The following is a 16,290-nucleotide window of genomic DNA, read 5'->3' on the forward strand; positions in this document are numbered from 1 at the left end:
ATGAAGGATACCTCCAAAGTCAACAACCACTCGGCCATCGCCGCCTTCCAGATCATCGAGGAAATGGCGCCGATGCCCGAGCCCGTGCGGGTCACGGATCTCGCCAAGCGCCTCGGCATGCCGCGCGCCAAGGTCTACCGCTACCTGCAGACGCTCTGCAATATCGGCTATGTCCGCCAGGACCCGGTGACCGAGCGCTACCGGCTGACCCTCAAGCTCTTCCATGTCGGCCAGGCGATCGCCGACGGAACCCAGCTTACCAGCACTGCCCGACCGGTGATGGTGCAGCTGCGCGACAAGGTGGGGCTCACCTGCACGCTCTCGATCCCCGAGGACAGCGGCATGCGCGTGGTCGACATCGTGCGCGTGGAATCCCCGGTGCAGATCGTCACCAAGCCGGGTGCGCTTCTGTCCTTCCATGCCTCCGCGCAGGGCAAGGTGGCACTCGCCTTCGGCAATCCCGAGGTGCTGCCAGGCGTCCTTTCCGCCGATCATGCACCGATGGCGAACGGCAAGCCCTTCGAGGCCGCCCGGCTCGAAACCGAGATCGCCCGCGCCAGGAAGACCGGCTGGGCGGTTGCGCCCGAAGAGACGCTGAGCGGGCTCAACGCCATCTCGGCCCCGATCTTCGACCTCGAGAACAAATTCGTCGCCACCATCACGCTCGCCGGTTCGCTGTCCGACATCGCCGCCGAACCGGCCGACCAGCTTTGCGCCGCCGTCACCAAGGCCGCGCGCGCCATTTCCACAGACCTGGGATGCACGGAGTACCCGACATGACACGTTATTCGCTCGCCATCGATATTGGCGGAACCTTCACCGATGCGGTGCTGCTTGCCTCCGACGGCAGCAGCTATGTCGACAAGACGTTGACCACGCACAACAACCTGCTCGAAGGCTTCTTCCGCGGCGTCGATCTGGTGCTCGGCAAGGCCGGCATCGCGCCCGGCGATGTCGACGATGTCATCGTGCATGCGACCACGGTCGTCACCAACGCGCTGATCGAGCGCAAGGGGCCGCCGGTGGCGCTGCTCCTGACCGAAGGCTTCCGCGACATCCTCTATATCCGCGAGGAACACCGCTACGACATGTACGATCCGCAGATCGAGTTCGCCGAGCCGCTGATCCCGATGGAGCGCACTTTCACGGTCAACGAACGCGTCTTCGCCGACGCCTCTGTGGGCACCGCGGTCGACCGCGCCGAGATCCTCGATATCATCGCCAAGTGCCGCGAGATGGGCATCGTCTCGGTCGCCGTCTGCTTCCTGAATTCCTATCGCAATGGTGCGAACGAGGAAGAGGTCCGCAAGATCTTCGCCGAGGAAGCGCCCGACATCTATGTGTCGCTCTCAAGCGTGATCGCCCCGCAGATGCGCGAATACCTGCGCGCCTCGACGGTTGCCATCAACGCCTATACCGTGCCGATCACGCGCCCCTACCTCTCGGCGCTGATTGCCGAACTCAAGACCCGCGGCTTTGCCCAGCAGCCGCTGATCATGCTGTCGAACGGCGGCGTCATCGGCGCCGAGCGGGCGAGCACCATTCCCGTGCGCATGATCGAATCCGGACCAGCCGCCGGTGCGCTGGTGGCCTGCTATTTCTCGCGCATCTTCGGCATTCCGGACCTGATCTCCTTCGACATGGGCGGCACCACGGCGAAAGCCTGTATGGTGCAGAACCACGAGCCGCTGGTCACTGGCACCTTCGAGGTCGACCGGCGCTACCGCTTCAAGCCCGGCAGCGGCATGCCGATCACCGTGCCCTCGATCGACATGATCGAAATCGGCGCCGGCGGCGGCTCAATCGCCTCGGTCGATGATCTGGGTCTCCTCAAGATCGGGCCGGAAAGCGCGGGCTCGATGCCCGGACCGGCCTGCTACGGCCGCGGCGGGGAAAACGCCTGCGTGACCGACGCCGACGTGGTGCTCGGCATTCTCGATCCCAAGCGCTTCCTCGGCGGCGACATGCAGCTCGATACCGCCGCTGCCGAAAAGGCGCTTGACGAACTCGGCGCCAAGCTCTCGCTGCCGCGGTCGCAGGCGGCCTGGGGCGTGTTCGAGGTGGTGTGCGAGCAGATGGCGGCCGCCACCCGCACGCACGCCACCGAACGCGGTATCGATTATCGTGGCCTGCCGCTGCTTGCCTTCGGCGGCGCCGGCCCGGTGCATGCCTGCATGGTGGCCGAACTCACCGAAAGCACCAAGGTGATCTATCCGCCGCTCGCCTCGGTGCTCTCGGCCTTCGGCACGCTGGTCACGCCGGCGCAGATCGATCTGGTCCGCAGCCTCGTCGCACCGCTCGGCGCGCTCGACTGGGACGCGGTCGATGCCGTGCTCGCCAGCATGACCGCCGAAGGCGGCGACGCGCTGCGCGAGGCGGGCATTCCCGATGCCCAGGCGCGTTTCGCCTATGCGGTCGAGATGCGCTATGCGGGCCAGCAATCCGAGGTGCGCATCAACCTGCCCGCCGAGGTGATCTCCGCCCGCGACAGCGTGCGCTTCGAGGCACTGTTCGAAGCCGAATACCACCACCAGTACGGGCTCAAGCTCTCGGGCATGGGCATCGAGATCGTCAACTGGCTGGTCACCGCAAGCGGCGCCCAGGCCGACAGGCCGGGTGCGCGCCAGGCGACAACCGGCGCCGACCGGACGGGCGAAAGCCGCGCCGTCTTCATCCACGGCAAGCCGGAAAGCGTGAATGTCTACCAGCGCGCGCTGATTGCGGCCGGGGACCGGATTGTCGGTCCCGCCATCATCGAAGAGCGGGAAACCACCATCTTCGTCCTGAAAAACTGGGTTGCGACCCTGCATGACAGTGGCAGCATCGTTGCCGAAAAGACAAAGGGAGTCCTGTGATGGACGGCGTTGAACTTCAGATCCTGTGGAGCAATTTGATCGGCATCGTCAGCGAGCAGGCGAGGGCGCTGCAGCGCATCGCCTTCAGCCCGATCGTGCGCGAGGCGGGCGACCTCGCCAACGGCTTGTTCGACGAGAACGCGCGGATGGTGGCCCAGGCCGTGACCGGCACGCCAGGGCACATCAACTCGCTGGCGGCGGCGGCGCGCAACCTGCTCGCGCACACCGACATGGACCAGTTGAAGCCCGGCGACGTGCTGATCACCAACGACCCGTGGATGTCGGCGGGACACTTCTTCGATATTACCGTGATTTCGCCGATCTTCCGCGACGGCCGCATCATCGCCTATGCCGGCTCCACCATCCACCATTCCGACATCGGCGGCTACGGCATCGGTTCGGGGGCACGGGACATCCATGAGGAAGGCCTCTGGATCCCGGTGATGAAGCTTTACGAGGAAGGCAAGCCAAACGAGACGCTGTTCTCGATCATCAAGCGCAATGTGCGCACCCCGGACGCGCTGATGGGCGATCTCGGCGCGCAGGTCTCGAGCGGCATGATCGCTGCCGAGCGCCTGAACGCGCTCTGCGACCGCTACGGTCTCGACGACATCTCGACCCTGTCTGAGGAAATCATCTCGCGCTCGGAAAAAGCCACCCGCGACGCGATCGCCAAACTGCCCGCCGGCACCTGGCACGGCGCCTCCACTTTCGACGTGCCCGGGGGCGAGGTGATCGAGCTCACGACCGCCGTGACGGTGGACCCGGAAAAGGGCGAGATCACCATCGATTTCGAGGGCTCCTCCGGCCCGAGCGCGATGGGCATCAATGTGGTCCCGGCCTATACCCATGCCTACGCCACCTTTGCGATCCGCTCGACGCTCAACCCGGACCTGCCCAACAATGCCGGCTCGCTCGCGCCGATCAAGCTCAAGCTGCCCGACGAGTGCGTGGTCAATGCGCGCTATCCCTCGCCGGTCAATGCCCGCCATGTGGTCGGCATGTATGTGCCGTTCCCGATCCTGAAAGCGCTGGCGCAGATCATGCCCGATGCGGTGATCGCGGAAGGATCGGGCGCGGTCTGGACCATCCAGATCCAGGGCAAGGACGCGAGCGGCAAGCCGTTCACCAGCTCCATGTTCAACTATTCCGGCGGCATGGGCGCGCGCGCCCAGAAGCCGGGCCTGTCGGCGATCTGCTATCCGACCGGCGTCTCCGCCGTCCCGGTCGAGGTGCTCGAAGCCTCCTATCCGATCGCGTTCACCTGCAAGGAGCTCGAGCGGGGCACCGGCGGCGAGGGCCGCCAGCCCGGCGGCGACGGTCAGCGCATCGGCTATCGCATGCGCACCAATTCGCGCTGGTTGCTCAACACCATCCCGAGCCGCCTGACCCGTGGGCCCGAAGGCATCTTCGGCGGCGGCGACGGCGCCAAGGGCGTGTTCCGCATCAATGGCGAGGACGTGACCGACACGCGCAAGCGCGAGATGAACCCCGACGACGAGGTGTTCATGATCACCCCCGGCGGAGGCGGCTACGGCGCGGCCTGAGCCGAGGGGCAGGGCACGCGCGGCAGGCCGGTTGTTTCGGCTTGCCGCGTACCCCTGAAATCTGATGCAATCGGCGGTGCGGGTCGGGCGGTCCGCACCCGCAGGCCCCGGGCAAGGGAGGCGAGACCATGACGATTAACGCGAACGGGAGAGCGGCGCGATGAACCTGGCGGAATGGCTGGTGCGCACGGCGCGGCGCGACCCGCAACGGCCCGCGCTGTTTTCCGGCGAGACAATGGTCGCGACCTATGGCGAATTCGCCGAGCGCGCCGCCCGCATCGGCGCGGCTTTGCGGACGCGCCATGGGGTCGAGCCCGGCGACCGGGTTGCGATCTTCATGAAGAACGGCACCGACTATCTCGAACTGCTTTACGGGATCTGGTTCTGCGGCGCCGTCGCGGTTCCGATCAATGCCAAGCTGCATATGCGCGAGGCGGCCTTCATCATCGCCAATTCGCAAAGCCGTGTGGCCTTCGTGCGCGGCGCGGGCGAGATGGCCGAAGTGCTGCCGGACGGATGCGCGCTGCACGATCTCGACGCCGAACCCGCCTTCGGCGCAGATGATGCGCCGCTGGCCGCCCCCGAGCCCCGCCTGGCCGACGATCTCGCCTGGCTGTTCTACACCTCCGGTACCACCGGCAAGCCCAAGGGCGTGATGTTGAGCAATGCCAACCTGCACGCCATGACCTATGCCTATTTCGTCGATGTCGACGATGTGCTGCCCGAGGATGCGGCGGTCTATGCGGCGCCCTTGTCGCATGGCGCGGGGCTCTATAATTTCATGCATGTGCTGCGCGGCAGCCGCCATGTGGTGCCGGCGTCCGGCGGCTTCGATGCGGCCGAACTCTCGGCGCTCGCGCCGAAGCTTTGCAATGTCACGCTGTTTGCGGCCCCCACCATGATCACCCGGCTGCTCGCCACCGCCCGAGAAAGCGGTTATGCGGGTGAGGGCCTGCGTACCATCGTCTATGGCGGCGGGCCGATGTATCTCGCCGACATCGAAGCGGCCACCGCGCAGTTTGGCGCGCGCTTCGTGCAGATCTACGGCCAGGGGGAATCGCCGATGACGCTGACGGCGCTTTCGCGCGCCGACATCATGGACCGGACCCATCCGCGCTGGCGCGAGCGGCTCGCCTCGGTCGGCCGCGCCCAGTCCTGCGTCGCCATCCGCGTGGTCGCGCCGGACGGAACCGACCGGGCGCCCGGCGAGGTGGGCGAGATCATCGCGGCCGGCGCGCCGGTGATGAAGGGCTACTGGAACAATCGCCAAGCGACAGCCGAGACCCTGCGCGACGGCTGGCTCTGGACCGGCGACATGGGGTCGCTCGACGCGGACGGTTATCTCACGCTGCGCGACCGCTCCAAGGACGTGATCATTTCGGGTGGCACCAATATCTATCCGCGCGAGGTCGAGGAAGCGCTTCTGACCCATCCCGGCGTGGCCGAAGTCTCCGTCATCGGCCGCCCGAACCCGGAATGGGGCGAGGAGGTGGTGGCAATCGTCGTCACCGCCGGTCCGACGCCGCCGACCGCCGCCGAGCTCGACGCCCATTGCCGTACGCAGATCGCGGGCTTCAAGCGCCCGAAGGCCTATCATTTCGAAGCCGAGCTTCCCAAGAACAATTACGGCAAGGTGCTCAAGACCGAGTTGCGCGCCCGCTTCGCGGCTTCGTGACCGCAGCGTCTCGCACCATCCCGCGTGCTGCGGAACCCGCGCGGCACTTTGCCCCGTGCGGGGCCGGCCGGGATGGGGCGGCGCGGGAGCCTGGTTTTTGCAAGTGTGTCCGGCGCTGCCGCGCAAGATCCGGGCAAATGCGCGGGGCGCAGTAAAGTGCATGTCCGCCGGGAGATATGTATTCAGGGTTGTGGAAAGTGTGGATCCTTTTCGGACCGAAACGGTTATTTGCGCCTCCGCGGCGGGTGGCGACCGCGGACGCGGCTGCCGGGATTTTTACTCGAAAGACACTTCCCCGTCGCGGCGAATTACTGAGTGTCCGCACTGCAATTTCAGAAGATCCGTGCTTTACAGTGCATCTCCCTGAAAACAAAAGGATAAGCTCATCGCCGGGATCTGGCGTTCCACCATGGACAGAGCCCGGGCCGGCAGAGTATGTCTCAACGCCAAGGCTGTGTTTCGGCTAGTCAGACACGCTTTGAAAAAGTCTTTGAGACAATGGAGGAAACATCATGGATCGTCGTTCATTTATTCGTAATGCCGGGATCGTCGGCGCCGGGGCCGTGGCCACCGGCCTTGCCGCGCCGGCCATCGCGCAGGGCAATATCACCTGGCGCATGGTCACCACCTGGCCCAAGAATTTCCCCGGCCTCGGCGTCGGCGCACAGCGGCTTGCCGATCGCATCACCGCCGCTTCCGGCGGCCGCCTGACCGTTCAGGTCTATTCCGCGGGCGAACTGGTTCCGCCGCTTCAGTCGCTCGACGCCGTCATCGACGGAACCGCCGAGATGAGCCACGGCGCCGCCTATTACTGGCAGAACAAGTCGCCGGCGCTGTCGTTCTTCACCGGCGTGCCCTACGGCATGACCACGCCTGAACTGACCGCCTGGGTGCGCTACATGGGCGGCCAGGAGATCTGGGACGAAATCTACGACCAGTTCGGCGTCCAGGGCTTTCTTTCGGGCAACACCGGCACGCAGACCGGCGGCTGGTTCCGCAACGAACTCAACAGCGTCGAAGACATCAAGGGCGTGCGCTTCCGCACCCCGGGCATGGGTGGCCAGGTCTGGGAGAAGCTCGGCGCAACCGTCACCAACATGGCCGCCGGCGAGATCTTCCAGGCGCTGCAGTCGGGGACGCTCGATGCCGCCGAGTTCGTCGGTCCCTACAACGACCTGGCGCTCGGCTTCTACCAGGTGGCCAAGAACTACTACATGCCGTCCTTCGTGGAATCGGGCCTGGCAACCGAACTCGTGGTCGACAAGAAGAAGTACCAGGAACTGCCCTCGGACCTGCAGGCGATCATCCGCGACATCAGCCAGGCCGAATACGACCAGGTCTCGTCGGACTTCATCGCCAACGATCCCCGCGCGCTCAAGACGCTGGTCGAAGATCATGGCGTGATCGTGCGCAACTTCCCCGACGACATCATGGAAGCGGGCGCCAAGGCGTCGGTCGAACTGGTCGAGGAACTGCGCAACAGCTCCGACCCGCTGGTCAAGAAGACCACCGAGAGCTTCATCGAAGCGCTCAGCCTGGTGCGGACCCGCACCGAGCAGATCGACACGCCCTACATCCAGGCCCGTCAGAAGTACCTCAAGTACTGATCGATCCTGCCTCTGGCACAAACAGAAGGCCCGGTGCGCTGCACCGGGCCCAGACTGCTGACAAACCCCTGGCCACATCCGGGGGGTTGTGATTCACTGGGACATGTTGAAGAAACCCGCTCCCGAACAAACGGCTCTCGAGATTGTGACGCTCGACGGGCTTGTCCCGAAGGATCATCTGCTTCGCAAGATCGACGCGGTGATCGACTTCTCCTTCATCCATGATCGTGTCGCCGAACTGTACTGCGCCGACAACGGCCGTCCGGCGCTTGATCCGACGCTGATGTTCAAGGCGCTCTTCATAGGCTACCTGTTCGGCGTGCGCTCAGAGCGTCAGTTGGTGCGCGAGATCGCGGTGAATGTCGCCTATCGCTGGTTTTTGCGCTTAAAGCTGACCGATCCGGTCTTCGACGCCTCCACGCTCTCCCAGAACCGCCGCCGTCGCTTCAAGGATGCCTCGGTGGCCCAGGACATCTTCGATGCGATCGTGGAGCAAGCGATCCGTCATGGCCTGGTCGATGGGACCGTTCTCTACACGGACTCGACGCATCTGAAGGCCAACGCCAACAAGGGCAAGTACGACCTCCAGATGCTGCGGAAGTCGCGCGCCGACTACTGGGACGAACTCGACCGGTCGATCGAGGCCGAGCGGGCGGCGCATGGCCAGAAGCCGCTCAAGGAGAAGGAGCGCGAGCCGGAGGTGAAGGAAACCAAGGTGTCGCGCAGCGATCCCGACAGCGGCTATATGGTGCGCGACGGCAAGCCCAAGGGCTTCTTCTACCTCGATCATCGCACCGTCGACGGTCGCTTCGCCATCATCACCGACACGCATGTGACGCCAGCCAATGTGCATGACTCGATCGTCTATCTGGACCGGCTGGACCGGCAGCGGGCGCGCTTCGACTTCAATGTCGGGGCGGTCGGACTGGACGCGGGCTATGCGACATCCGGCATCGCCAAGGGGCTGGAGGATCGCGGTGTCATGGGCGTGACAGGCTATCGCAATCCCACCCCGCCCAAGGAAGGGATGATGCGCAAGTCCAAGTTCGTCTATGAGCCCGAAGCCGACGGCTATCGCTGCCCTCAGGGTCAATTCCTCACCTACGCAACCACCGACCGCAACGGCTACAAGCATTACCGCTCCGACCCAAAGATCTGCAGAAACTGCCCGCTTCTCGCCTCCTGCACCACCAACGCCAAGGCTGAGCGGACCATCACCCGGCATGTCTGGCAGGAAGCCCGTGACCGCAACGACGCCAACCGCAAGACAGCCAGAGGCAAGGCGATCTACAAGCGGCGAAAGGAGACTGTCGAGCGCTCCTTCGCCGACGCCAAGCAACTACACGGCCATCGCTACGCCCGCTTCTGAGGCCTCATCAAGGTCCAATGGCAATGCCTCATGGCCGCATGCGCCCAAAACATCAAGAAGATCGCCACTGCAATGACCAGAGCCCCGGCACCAGCCTAGGGATGAGGATCTCAATCCTCTTGCGCTCACGTCATCACGCCCGAGGAAACACCTCCTCAACGAGCAGCTTAAAAACGCGAAAACCCGCCGAGAAAAATCGGCGGGTTTGTCAGCAGTCTGGGCCCGGTGCGCTGCACCGGGCCTTTTTCGTCCTTGCCGTCAACCGTGATCCGGGGCTTTACCCCGCGATCAGCCGGGGCAGCCAGGTGACGATTTCCGGGAACAGGAACAGGATCGCGATCGCCACGATCTGCAGCACCACGAAGGGCAGGATGCCTTTGTAGATGGCGCTGGTGGCGAGCCCTTCCGGGGCGACGCCGCGCAGGTAGAACAGCGCGAAGCCGAACGGCGGCGTCAGGAACGAGGTCTGCAGGTTCACGCCCACCAGCACGCCGAGCCAGATCGGGTCGACATCGAGCGCGAGCAGCACAGGTGCCGTGATCGGGATCACGATGAAGATGATCTCGAACGTGTCGAGGATGAAGCCCAGGAAGAACATGATCACCATCACCACCGCGACCGCGGCAAGCGGCCCGCCGGGCAGGTTGCTCAGGAACTCGTGCACCAGATTGTCCCCGCCCATCATCCGGAACACCACCGAGAACACCGAGGCGCCGAGCAGGATGACGAACACCATGCTGGTGATCGTGGCGGTGGAAATCACGGTTTCCCTGAGGATGGTGAAGGACAGTCGCCAGCGCAGGGCTGCGAGCAGCATGGCGCCGACCGCGCCCACGGACGCGGCTTCGGTGGGGGTGGCGATGCCGCCCAGGATCGAGCCGAGCACGGCAAGGATCAGGACCAGCGGCGGCACCAGCGCGACCAGCACTTCCTTTGCGAGGTCGCCGCGTTCGTCGGCCGGCACCGGCGTGGCCGGGCACGAGGCCGGATCCGTGACCGCCTTGAACAGCACCCACAGAAGATAGAGCGACACCAGCAACAGGCCCGGCAGCAGCGCGCCCGCGAACAGGTCGCCCACAGACACCGGAACCGGGGCGAAATTGCCCTTGGCCATCTGCACCTGGCTGTTGATGCCCGACAGCATGTCGCCCATGAAGATCAGCACCGTCGAGGGCGGAATGATCTGTCCGAGCGTTCCGCTGGCGCAGATCACGCCGGTGGCGAGCTTCGGGTTGTAGCCGGCGCGCAGCATGGCGGGTAGCGAGATCAGCCCCATGGTGACCACGGTGGCGCCGACGACGCCGGTGGAGGCGGCGAGCATCGCGCCCACCAGGATCACCGAGAAGCCCAGGCCCCCGCGCAGGTTGCCGAACAGCTTGCCCATGGTCATTAGCAGTTGCTCGGCGATCTGGCTGCGTTCGAGCATCACCCCCATGAAGATGAACAGCGGCACCGCCACCAGCACCTCGTTGGTCATGAAGCCGATATAGCGGTTGGGGAGCGAGCCGAAATTCGAGGGATCGAACACGCCGAGCGCCAGGCCCACCGAGCCGAACAGCAGCGACACGCCCGCAAGCGAGAAGGCGACGGGGAAGCCGATCAGCAGGAAGCCGATCACGCCGAAGAACATCAGGGCGGCGAGGAGTTCGCCGATCAGCACGGGATCCATCACAGGCCTCCCACGGTGTGGTCGGCCGGGGTCTGGTCGGTCCGGTAGCGGATCGATTCGGGCACCAGCTCGGAATTGCCCGACAGCACCAGCACCGAGCGGATCGCCATCGCGATGCCCTGCAGCGCAATCAGCGCCGCGAAGGCCAGGATGAAGCTCTTGAGGATATAGAGGCCAGGCATGCCGCCGACATTGGCCGAGGCTTCCCGGTAGCCCCAGGACCGGATCACGAAGGGCAGCGAATAGGTGTAGACCACCCAGGTGAAGGGCAGCAGGAAAAGCACCACGCCGATCAGGTCGGCGATGGCCCGGGTGCGGATGCCCGCGGGACGGTAGAAGATGTCGACGCGGACATGATCGTCACGTAAGAGCGCGAAGCCCGCCACCGCCATGAACATGGCGCCGTTGAGCCAGACATAGAGATCCTGCATCCAAAGATGGCTGACAGAAAACAGGTAGCGTTGCACCACGACGGTGAAGCAGACGACGACGATGGCGAGCGCAAGCCACGAGAAACTGCGGCCGATCAGAAGGTTGACTGCGCATATCAGTGAGGCGACCCAGGCAAGAAAGCGCAAAATTTCCCCCTCCCATTGTTTGTTTCGTTCTTTATGTGGCCTTCAATCAAAGCGCGGAACGCAAAAGTCAAGGTTCGCTTCCGTTCGTGCGACAAAACCGACCGCATCTGGCGCGGCGCCATTGCGCCGGCGCAACATGGCCGCACCGGCGTCGGCGGGGCGTGCCAGCACCTGCCCGGATCGGGGTCGCGACCGGCAGCGAGGGGAGGGCTCGGCCGGGTCTGCCGCTGCCGGACGGGACCGGTTGTCGGGTTGTCGCGGGTGGAGGGGGCGCGTGGCCTGTCAGAAGCCTTCGCCTTCCTCCTGGATCACCTTCAGGCCCCCGTCGACGATGCGGTGGACGATCATGCGCCTTTCGATCCGGCCATCCGCGCGAAACCGGAACAGCCCGGTCGCGGCGCGGAAGCCTTGCGCCGATGTGAGGTTCCTGGCCGTGATCGCCTCCGGTCCGGACGCGCGCACCAGCCCCGCCGCGATGGCGATCGCATCGTAGCCGATCGCCGCGTCATAGCTCGGGGCCCGGCCATACTTGGCCTGGAAGCGGGTCGCGATTACGCGCAGATCCGTTGTCGAGGGCGTCGCCACGATCAGCCCCTGCGCCGTCGGTCGCTTGTACATGGCTTCGGGAAGCAGAGAGGTGGCGACCGCCGTGGCGATGGTCTCGCCGAAATCGCCGGTCGCCAGAATGTCGATCACCTGGCCGATCGTCTCGCCGCCGCCGAGCAGCACCACCGCATTGGCCTTGGCGAACAGCGGCTTGGCCCGCGCAAAGGCGGCCTTCAGGTTGGCGCCGCCCGCCGGATAGGGCACGAGCCCGACGGTGGTGCCGCCTTTCAGGCGGATGCCGTCCTGCAGGCGCTTCAGGTCGTCGGCGGAAAACGAGGTTTCATGGACCACGGCGATGTTCTTCTGTTTCGCCGCCACCGCCGCGCCCGCGCCCTCGATGGCGCTGTCAACCGCATCGCCATAGAGCGGCCAGACGCCGGGACCGCCGGCGGGGCTGTCGGCAACCAGCGACAGGATCGGCGGACGCGCGGCGCTGCCGGTTCCCGCGACGATCTGGCGGACGTCGCCATTGCTGGCGGGGCCGACGATCAGCTTGCTGCCCGCGGCACCGGCGGCCTGGACCTTGGCCGCCGCCTGGCCCGAATCCGAGGCGAAGGCCTCGATGTCGAGACCGAGCTGGCCTGCGCCCAGATCATCCAGCGCCAGCTTCGCGCCATCGGCGATGTCGGCCGCCCTGGTCCGCATCGCGCTGTCCGTGGGCAGCAGCAGCGTGATCCGGACCGGGCCGCTGCCATAGCTGGAACTGGCAAGGGCCGCGGGGGCGGATTTGGCGCTTTCGAGTCCGTCGCCGAGCCCTCCCGCCTGGCAGCCTGCCAGCCCGAGCGCGGCTCCGAGGCAAATCCGGCGCAGGGCGGATGTCAGATCGACCCGCCGCGCCGTGCCCGGCGCGCCACGCCCCGGGTGAGGTTGATCCACGGCCCTCGACGTCATGCGGAGCAGGGCTCCGAGGAGATAACCGCGGCGTCTTCCGCCGCAGGCGCGCGCGCCGACAGCCGGCATGGGGGTTTCCTGCTCACGCATCGCCGCCGGCCTTTCCCGGACAAGTCCTATCTCTCGGTAAGTGCTTCATAGCGTGCCTTGCTCAATGGCTTGATGAGATAGTCGAGAACGGTCTTTTCCCCCGTCAGGATCTCCACCGAGGCGATCATGCCGGGCCGGATGGCGTGTTTCTCTTCGCCCTTGCCCAGTTGCGAATTTCCGGTCTGGACCAGCACCTGGTAATAGGTTTCGCCGGTCTCCGGATTGACGATGCTGTCGGCCGAGATGTTGGAAACGGTGCCTTCGAGGCCGCCATAGATGGAAAAGTCGTAGGCCGTCAGCTTGACCAGCGCCTTCTGCCCGGGCTGGACGAAGGCCACGTCGCGCGGCGAGATCCGCGCCTCCACCAGCAGCTTCTCGGTCACCGGCACGACGCCCGCGACGATTGCGCCGGGCTGCAGGAAGGCGCCGATGGTGTTGACCTCCAGCGTGTTGACGATGCCGTCCACCGGCGAGACGATGTCGGTGCGGCGGACGCGGTCCTGCGCGCCGGTGATCGTCGCCTGCAGCACGCTCGCATCGGCCAGCGTGTCGCCCAGTTCCCGGCGGGCTTCCTGCTTGAACTGGGAATCGAGTTCCTGGACCTGCAGCTCGGCCTCGTGCAGCGCGCTTTCGAGCCGCTTGAGGCTCTGGCTGACATTCTCGCGCTGCCCCTTCTGCTGGGCGATCTCGCGGTCGAGCCGCAGAAGGTCGATCTCGGGGTGGAGCTTGCGTTTGACCAGCGGGGCGATCTTGTCGCGCTCGTTGAGCATGGTGTCGATCACCAGCCCGGTCTGCTCGATATTGGAGCGGGCTTCGCCGATCTCGTCGAGCCGCTGCTGCCGCCGGGCCTCGAGCACCTGCAGCTTGTTGCGATAGTTCTCGCGCCGGGCCGCCAGCAGGTTGGCCTCGTTGTCGCAGATGCTGGCCGAGACGCGCCGGGTCTGTTCCGGACAGACGAAATCCGTCTCGAACAGGCCGGTGATTTCCAACTGCAACCGGGCGATGCGGGCCTGCAAGGCATCGTAGCGGGCTTCCGATTCCCCGAGCGAGGCGAGATTGCCCGAACTGTCGAGCCGGACCAGCAGGTCGCCCTTCTTGACCACCTGGCCGATGGTGACGGCGATGTCCTGCACCACCCCCGGTTCGCTCGACTGCACGACCTGCGTCTTCGACAGCGGGATCACCTTGCCGTCGCCGCGGGCGATCTCGTCGACATGGGCAAGTGCGGCCCAGACCAGGAACGCGACCACCGCGAGGAGGCAGATCCACACGATGTAGCGCGACATCACGGGAGGGCTGTCCTGATTGACGCCGGCCATCACTGAACCCCGTTGGCTTTGCGCTGCAGCGCGGCGATCACCTGCTCCTTGGGACCGTCGGCCAGCACCTTGCCGTTTTCGACAACGATCAGGCGGTCGATCAGCTCGAGCATGCTGTAGCGATGGGTGGAGAGAACCAGGGTCACCTCCGGGCTGATCGCCTGCCGCAGGCAGCCGATCAGGTGGCGCTCGCTCGCCAGGTCCATCGCCCCCGACGGCTCGTCGAGGAAAATGATCTTCGGCGTGCCCAGCAGCAGCCGGGCGATGGCGACCGACTGCTTCTGGCCTGCGGACAGATTGCTGCCGTTCTCGCCGACCTGCATGTCGAAGCCGCGCGGATGCCGTGCGATGAAGCTTTCGATGCCGACCTTGCGGGCGACGGCGATCAGATCCTCGTCCGATGCGCCCGGATTGCCCATCAGCAGGTTGTCCTTCACCGAGCCCGAGAACAGGTCGCTGGTCTGCCCCGCCACCGCCACCGCCGAGCGGACCTCGGAGGGGTGGAACTGCTGCATGTCGATGCCGTCGATCAGCACGCGCCCCTCATGCGGCTGGTAAAGCCGCGACATCAGCCGGCCGATGGTGGTCTTGCCCGAGCCGATCTTGCCGATGATGCCGACCTTTTCGCCGGCCCGGATCGAAAAGGACAGGCCGTCGAGCGCGTCCTGGTCGGCCTGCGGGTAGCGGAAATGCACGTTTTCGAAGGCGATGTCGCCCCGGGTGATGACGCGGTTGACGAAGCCCGACGTCACCGGCGTGTCCTCCGGCTGCTCCATGATCCGGTCGAGAATGCGCAGCGACATCAGGGCCTGGCGGAAGCGCGCGAGCGTCATCGCCAGCTGCCCCAGCGGGCTGATCGCGCGGCCCGACAGGATCACCGAGGCGATGATGGCGCCGGTGGTGACTTCGCCTTCGCGGAACAGATAGGCGCCGGTCAGGATGATGCCGACGGTCACCATCTGCTGGACGAACTGCGTGGCGTTGACGGCCAGGGCCGAAACGCTCTTGATCCTCTCGCTGGTGGCCGAGCTGTTGATGGTCAGGTCGCGCCAGCGCTTGAGCAGCAGCCCCTCGGCCCGCAGCCCCTTGACGGTTTCCGTCGTGTAGATGGTTTCCACCAGCATCGATTGCCGCAGCGCGGCCTCGTTGGCCGCCGCCGCGACCCGGCGGCTGATCAGCGACTGCGCGGCAAGGCCGATGACGATCACGGCCAGCACGGCCAAGGCCGGCACAAAGGCCAGCGGGCCGCCGATCGAATAGACGACGGCGATGAAGATGAAGACGAAACAGGTGTCGATCAGCGTGGCGATGGTGTTGGAGGTGAAGAACTCGCGCACGAACTCGTATTGCGAGACCCGGCTCACATACTCGCCCGTCGACATCGCGCGTGCCGACAGCGAGGTGTTCATCACCTTCTGGAACAGCAGATAGGCGATCTTCAGGTCGATCTTGCGCCCGGTGTAGTCGATCAGCGAGGCTCGGGCGAATTTCAGCAGAAAATCGAACAGGAAGGCGATGCTGATCCCGGCGGCGAGCACCCACAGGGTCGAGATCGCCTCGTTCGGCAGAACCCGGTCATAGACATTCATGACGAACAGCGGCGAGGCCAGCGCAAGAATGTTGATGAAAAGCGCGGCGAAGGCCACGCGCAGGAAGGAGCGCCAGAACGGTCGCGCCGCCGCAGCCAGCCAGTGCTGCTTTTCGATCGTGCCTGCATGAAGGGCGCCGGCCTCTTCGCGGTTGTTCAGGTAGACCTTCCTGAAATCCATGACGTCGGGCGCGAAGTCGCTTTCCCGCGCCCGCAGATCGAGGCTGCGGCGGGCGGGCGGGGTCTTTCCCTCAATGCAGGTGAAGGATCCGTCGTCATTGGCGGCAAGCACCGGGATGAAGCCGCCCTCGCGGGTCCTGACCAGCGCCGGCAGATCGGCATTGCCGCCGAACAGGTCGGCGAGCCGGATGGTCGCGACATCGAGGCCGATCCGGTTGGCGACCTCGCGCACGGTGTCGATATCCGCCGCCTCGAGCTGGTCGTCCGGAATTCCGGAAAACAGCACCGTGGGCGATCCGCTGCGCTCGAAGTGAAC

General features: G+C 65.5%; 10 protein-coding genes and 1 pseudogene. 6 read left to right on the forward strand and 5 right to left on the reverse strand.

Features of this window, described 5'->3' with window-relative positions; genetic code table 11:
- From AWJ14_RS12055 to AWJ14_RS12080, 6 genes and pseudogenes are all read left to right on the forward strand, one after another.
- Complete coding sequence (locus AWJ14_RS12055; protein WP_066179194.1) at positions 1–780, forward strand: IclR family transcriptional regulator; 780 nt, start codon at positions 1–3, stop codon at positions 778–780.
- Entirely contained in the window at positions 777–2,855 is a 2,079-nt protein-coding gene (locus tag AWJ14_RS12060; RefSeq protein WP_066179197.1) for a hydantoinase/oxoprolinase family protein, read from the forward strand. The genes AWJ14_RS12055 and AWJ14_RS12060 overlap by 4 nt, the downstream gene beginning before the upstream one ends.
- The gene (locus AWJ14_RS12065) at positions 2,855–4,402 is read left to right on the forward strand and encodes a hydantoinase B/oxoprolinase family protein (protein ID WP_066179200.1); all 1,548 of its coding nucleotides are present in this window, start codon (positions 2,855–2,857) and stop codon (positions 4,400–4,402) included. Before AWJ14_RS12060 ends, AWJ14_RS12065 begins: the two co-directional genes overlap by 1 nt.
- 160 nt (positions 4,403–4,562) lie before the next feature.
- Positions 4,563–6,077 (forward strand): class I adenylate-forming enzyme family protein, encoded by a 1,515-nt coding sequence (locus AWJ14_RS12070; protein WP_066179202.1) that lies wholly within the window; start codon positions 4,563–4,565, stop codon positions 6,075–6,077.
- A 512-nt stretch (positions 6,078–6,589) separates the two neighbouring features.
- On the forward strand, positions 6,590–7,684 hold the full coding sequence (locus tag AWJ14_RS12075) for a TRAP transporter substrate-binding protein (protein WP_066179205.1): 1,095 nt from the start codon (positions 6,590–6,592) through the stop codon (positions 7,682–7,684).
- Between the two features lie 103 nt (positions 7,685–7,787).
- Positions 7,788–9,152 (forward strand): annotated as a pseudogene (locus AWJ14_RS12080) (IS1182 family transposase).
- Positions 9,153–9,330: 178 nt separating this feature from the next.
- Here AWJ14_RS12080 and AWJ14_RS12085 read toward each other — a convergent pair.
- The 5 genes from AWJ14_RS12085 to AWJ14_RS12105 all read right to left on the reverse strand — a co-directional run.
- The gene (locus AWJ14_RS12085; RefSeq protein ID WP_066179208.1) at positions 9,331–10,722 is read right to left on the reverse strand and encodes a TRAP transporter large permease; all 1,392 of its coding nucleotides are present in this window, start codon (positions 10,720–10,722) and stop codon (positions 9,331–9,333) included.
- The gene (locus tag AWJ14_RS12090) at positions 10,722–11,300 is read right to left on the reverse strand and encodes a TRAP transporter small permease subunit (RefSeq protein WP_066179213.1); all 579 of its coding nucleotides are present in this window, start codon (positions 11,298–11,300) and stop codon (positions 10,722–10,724) included. Before AWJ14_RS12090 ends, AWJ14_RS12085 begins: the two co-directional genes overlap by 1 nt.
- Before the next feature lie 282 nt (positions 11,301–11,582).
- Positions 11,583–12,782: a type 1 periplasmic-binding domain-containing protein gene (locus AWJ14_RS12095; protein ID WP_139112626.1), complete on the reverse strand. Its 1,200-nt coding sequence runs from the start codon at positions 12,780–12,782 to the stop codon at positions 11,583–11,585.
- Between the two features lie 131 nt (positions 12,783–12,913).
- Positions 12,914–14,173, reverse strand: a complete 1,260-nt coding sequence (locus tag AWJ14_RS12100; RefSeq protein WP_139112627.1) for an HlyD family type I secretion periplasmic adaptor subunit — start codon at positions 14,171–14,173, stop codon at positions 12,914–12,916.
- Positions 14,174–14,205: 32 nt separating this feature from the next.
- Positions 14,206–16,290: type I secretion system permease/ATPase (locus AWJ14_RS12105; protein WP_245304251.1), on the reverse strand; the 2,085-nt coding region annotated here is incomplete at its 5' end.

Source organism: Parahoeflea olei (assembly GCF_001703635.1).
Classification (GTDB): Bacteria; Pseudomonadota; Alphaproteobacteria; order Rhizobiales; family Rhizobiaceae; genus Hoeflea; species Hoeflea olei.

Bases quoted from the DNA above. Each gene is read 5' to 3' on its own strand.
- AWJ14_RS12055 (WP_066179194.1), top strand. From the start codon at position 1: ATGAAGGATACCTCCAAAGTCAACAACCACTCGGCCATCGCCGCCTTC.
- AWJ14_RS12060 (WP_066179197.1), top strand. From the start codon at position 777: ATGACACGTTATTCGCTCGCCATCGATATTGGCGGAACCTTCACCGAT.
- AWJ14_RS12065 (WP_066179200.1), top strand. From the start codon at position 2,855: ATGGACGGCGTTGAACTTCAGATCCTGTGGAGCAATTTGATCGGCATC.
- AWJ14_RS12070 (WP_066179202.1), top strand. From the start codon at position 4,563: ATGAACCTGGCGGAATGGCTGGTGCGCACGGCGCGGCGCGACCCGCAA.
- AWJ14_RS12075 (WP_066179205.1), top strand. From the start codon at position 6,590: ATGGATCGTCGTTCATTTATTCGTAATGCCGGGATCGTCGGCGCCGGG.
- AWJ14_RS12085 (WP_066179208.1), bottom strand. From the start codon at position 10,722: ATGGATCCCGTGCTGATCGGCGAACTCCTCGCCGCCCTGATGTTCTTC.
- AWJ14_RS12100 (WP_139112627.1), bottom strand. From the start codon at position 14,173: ATGTCGCGCTACATCGTGTGGATCTGCCTCCTCGCGGTGGTCGCGTTC.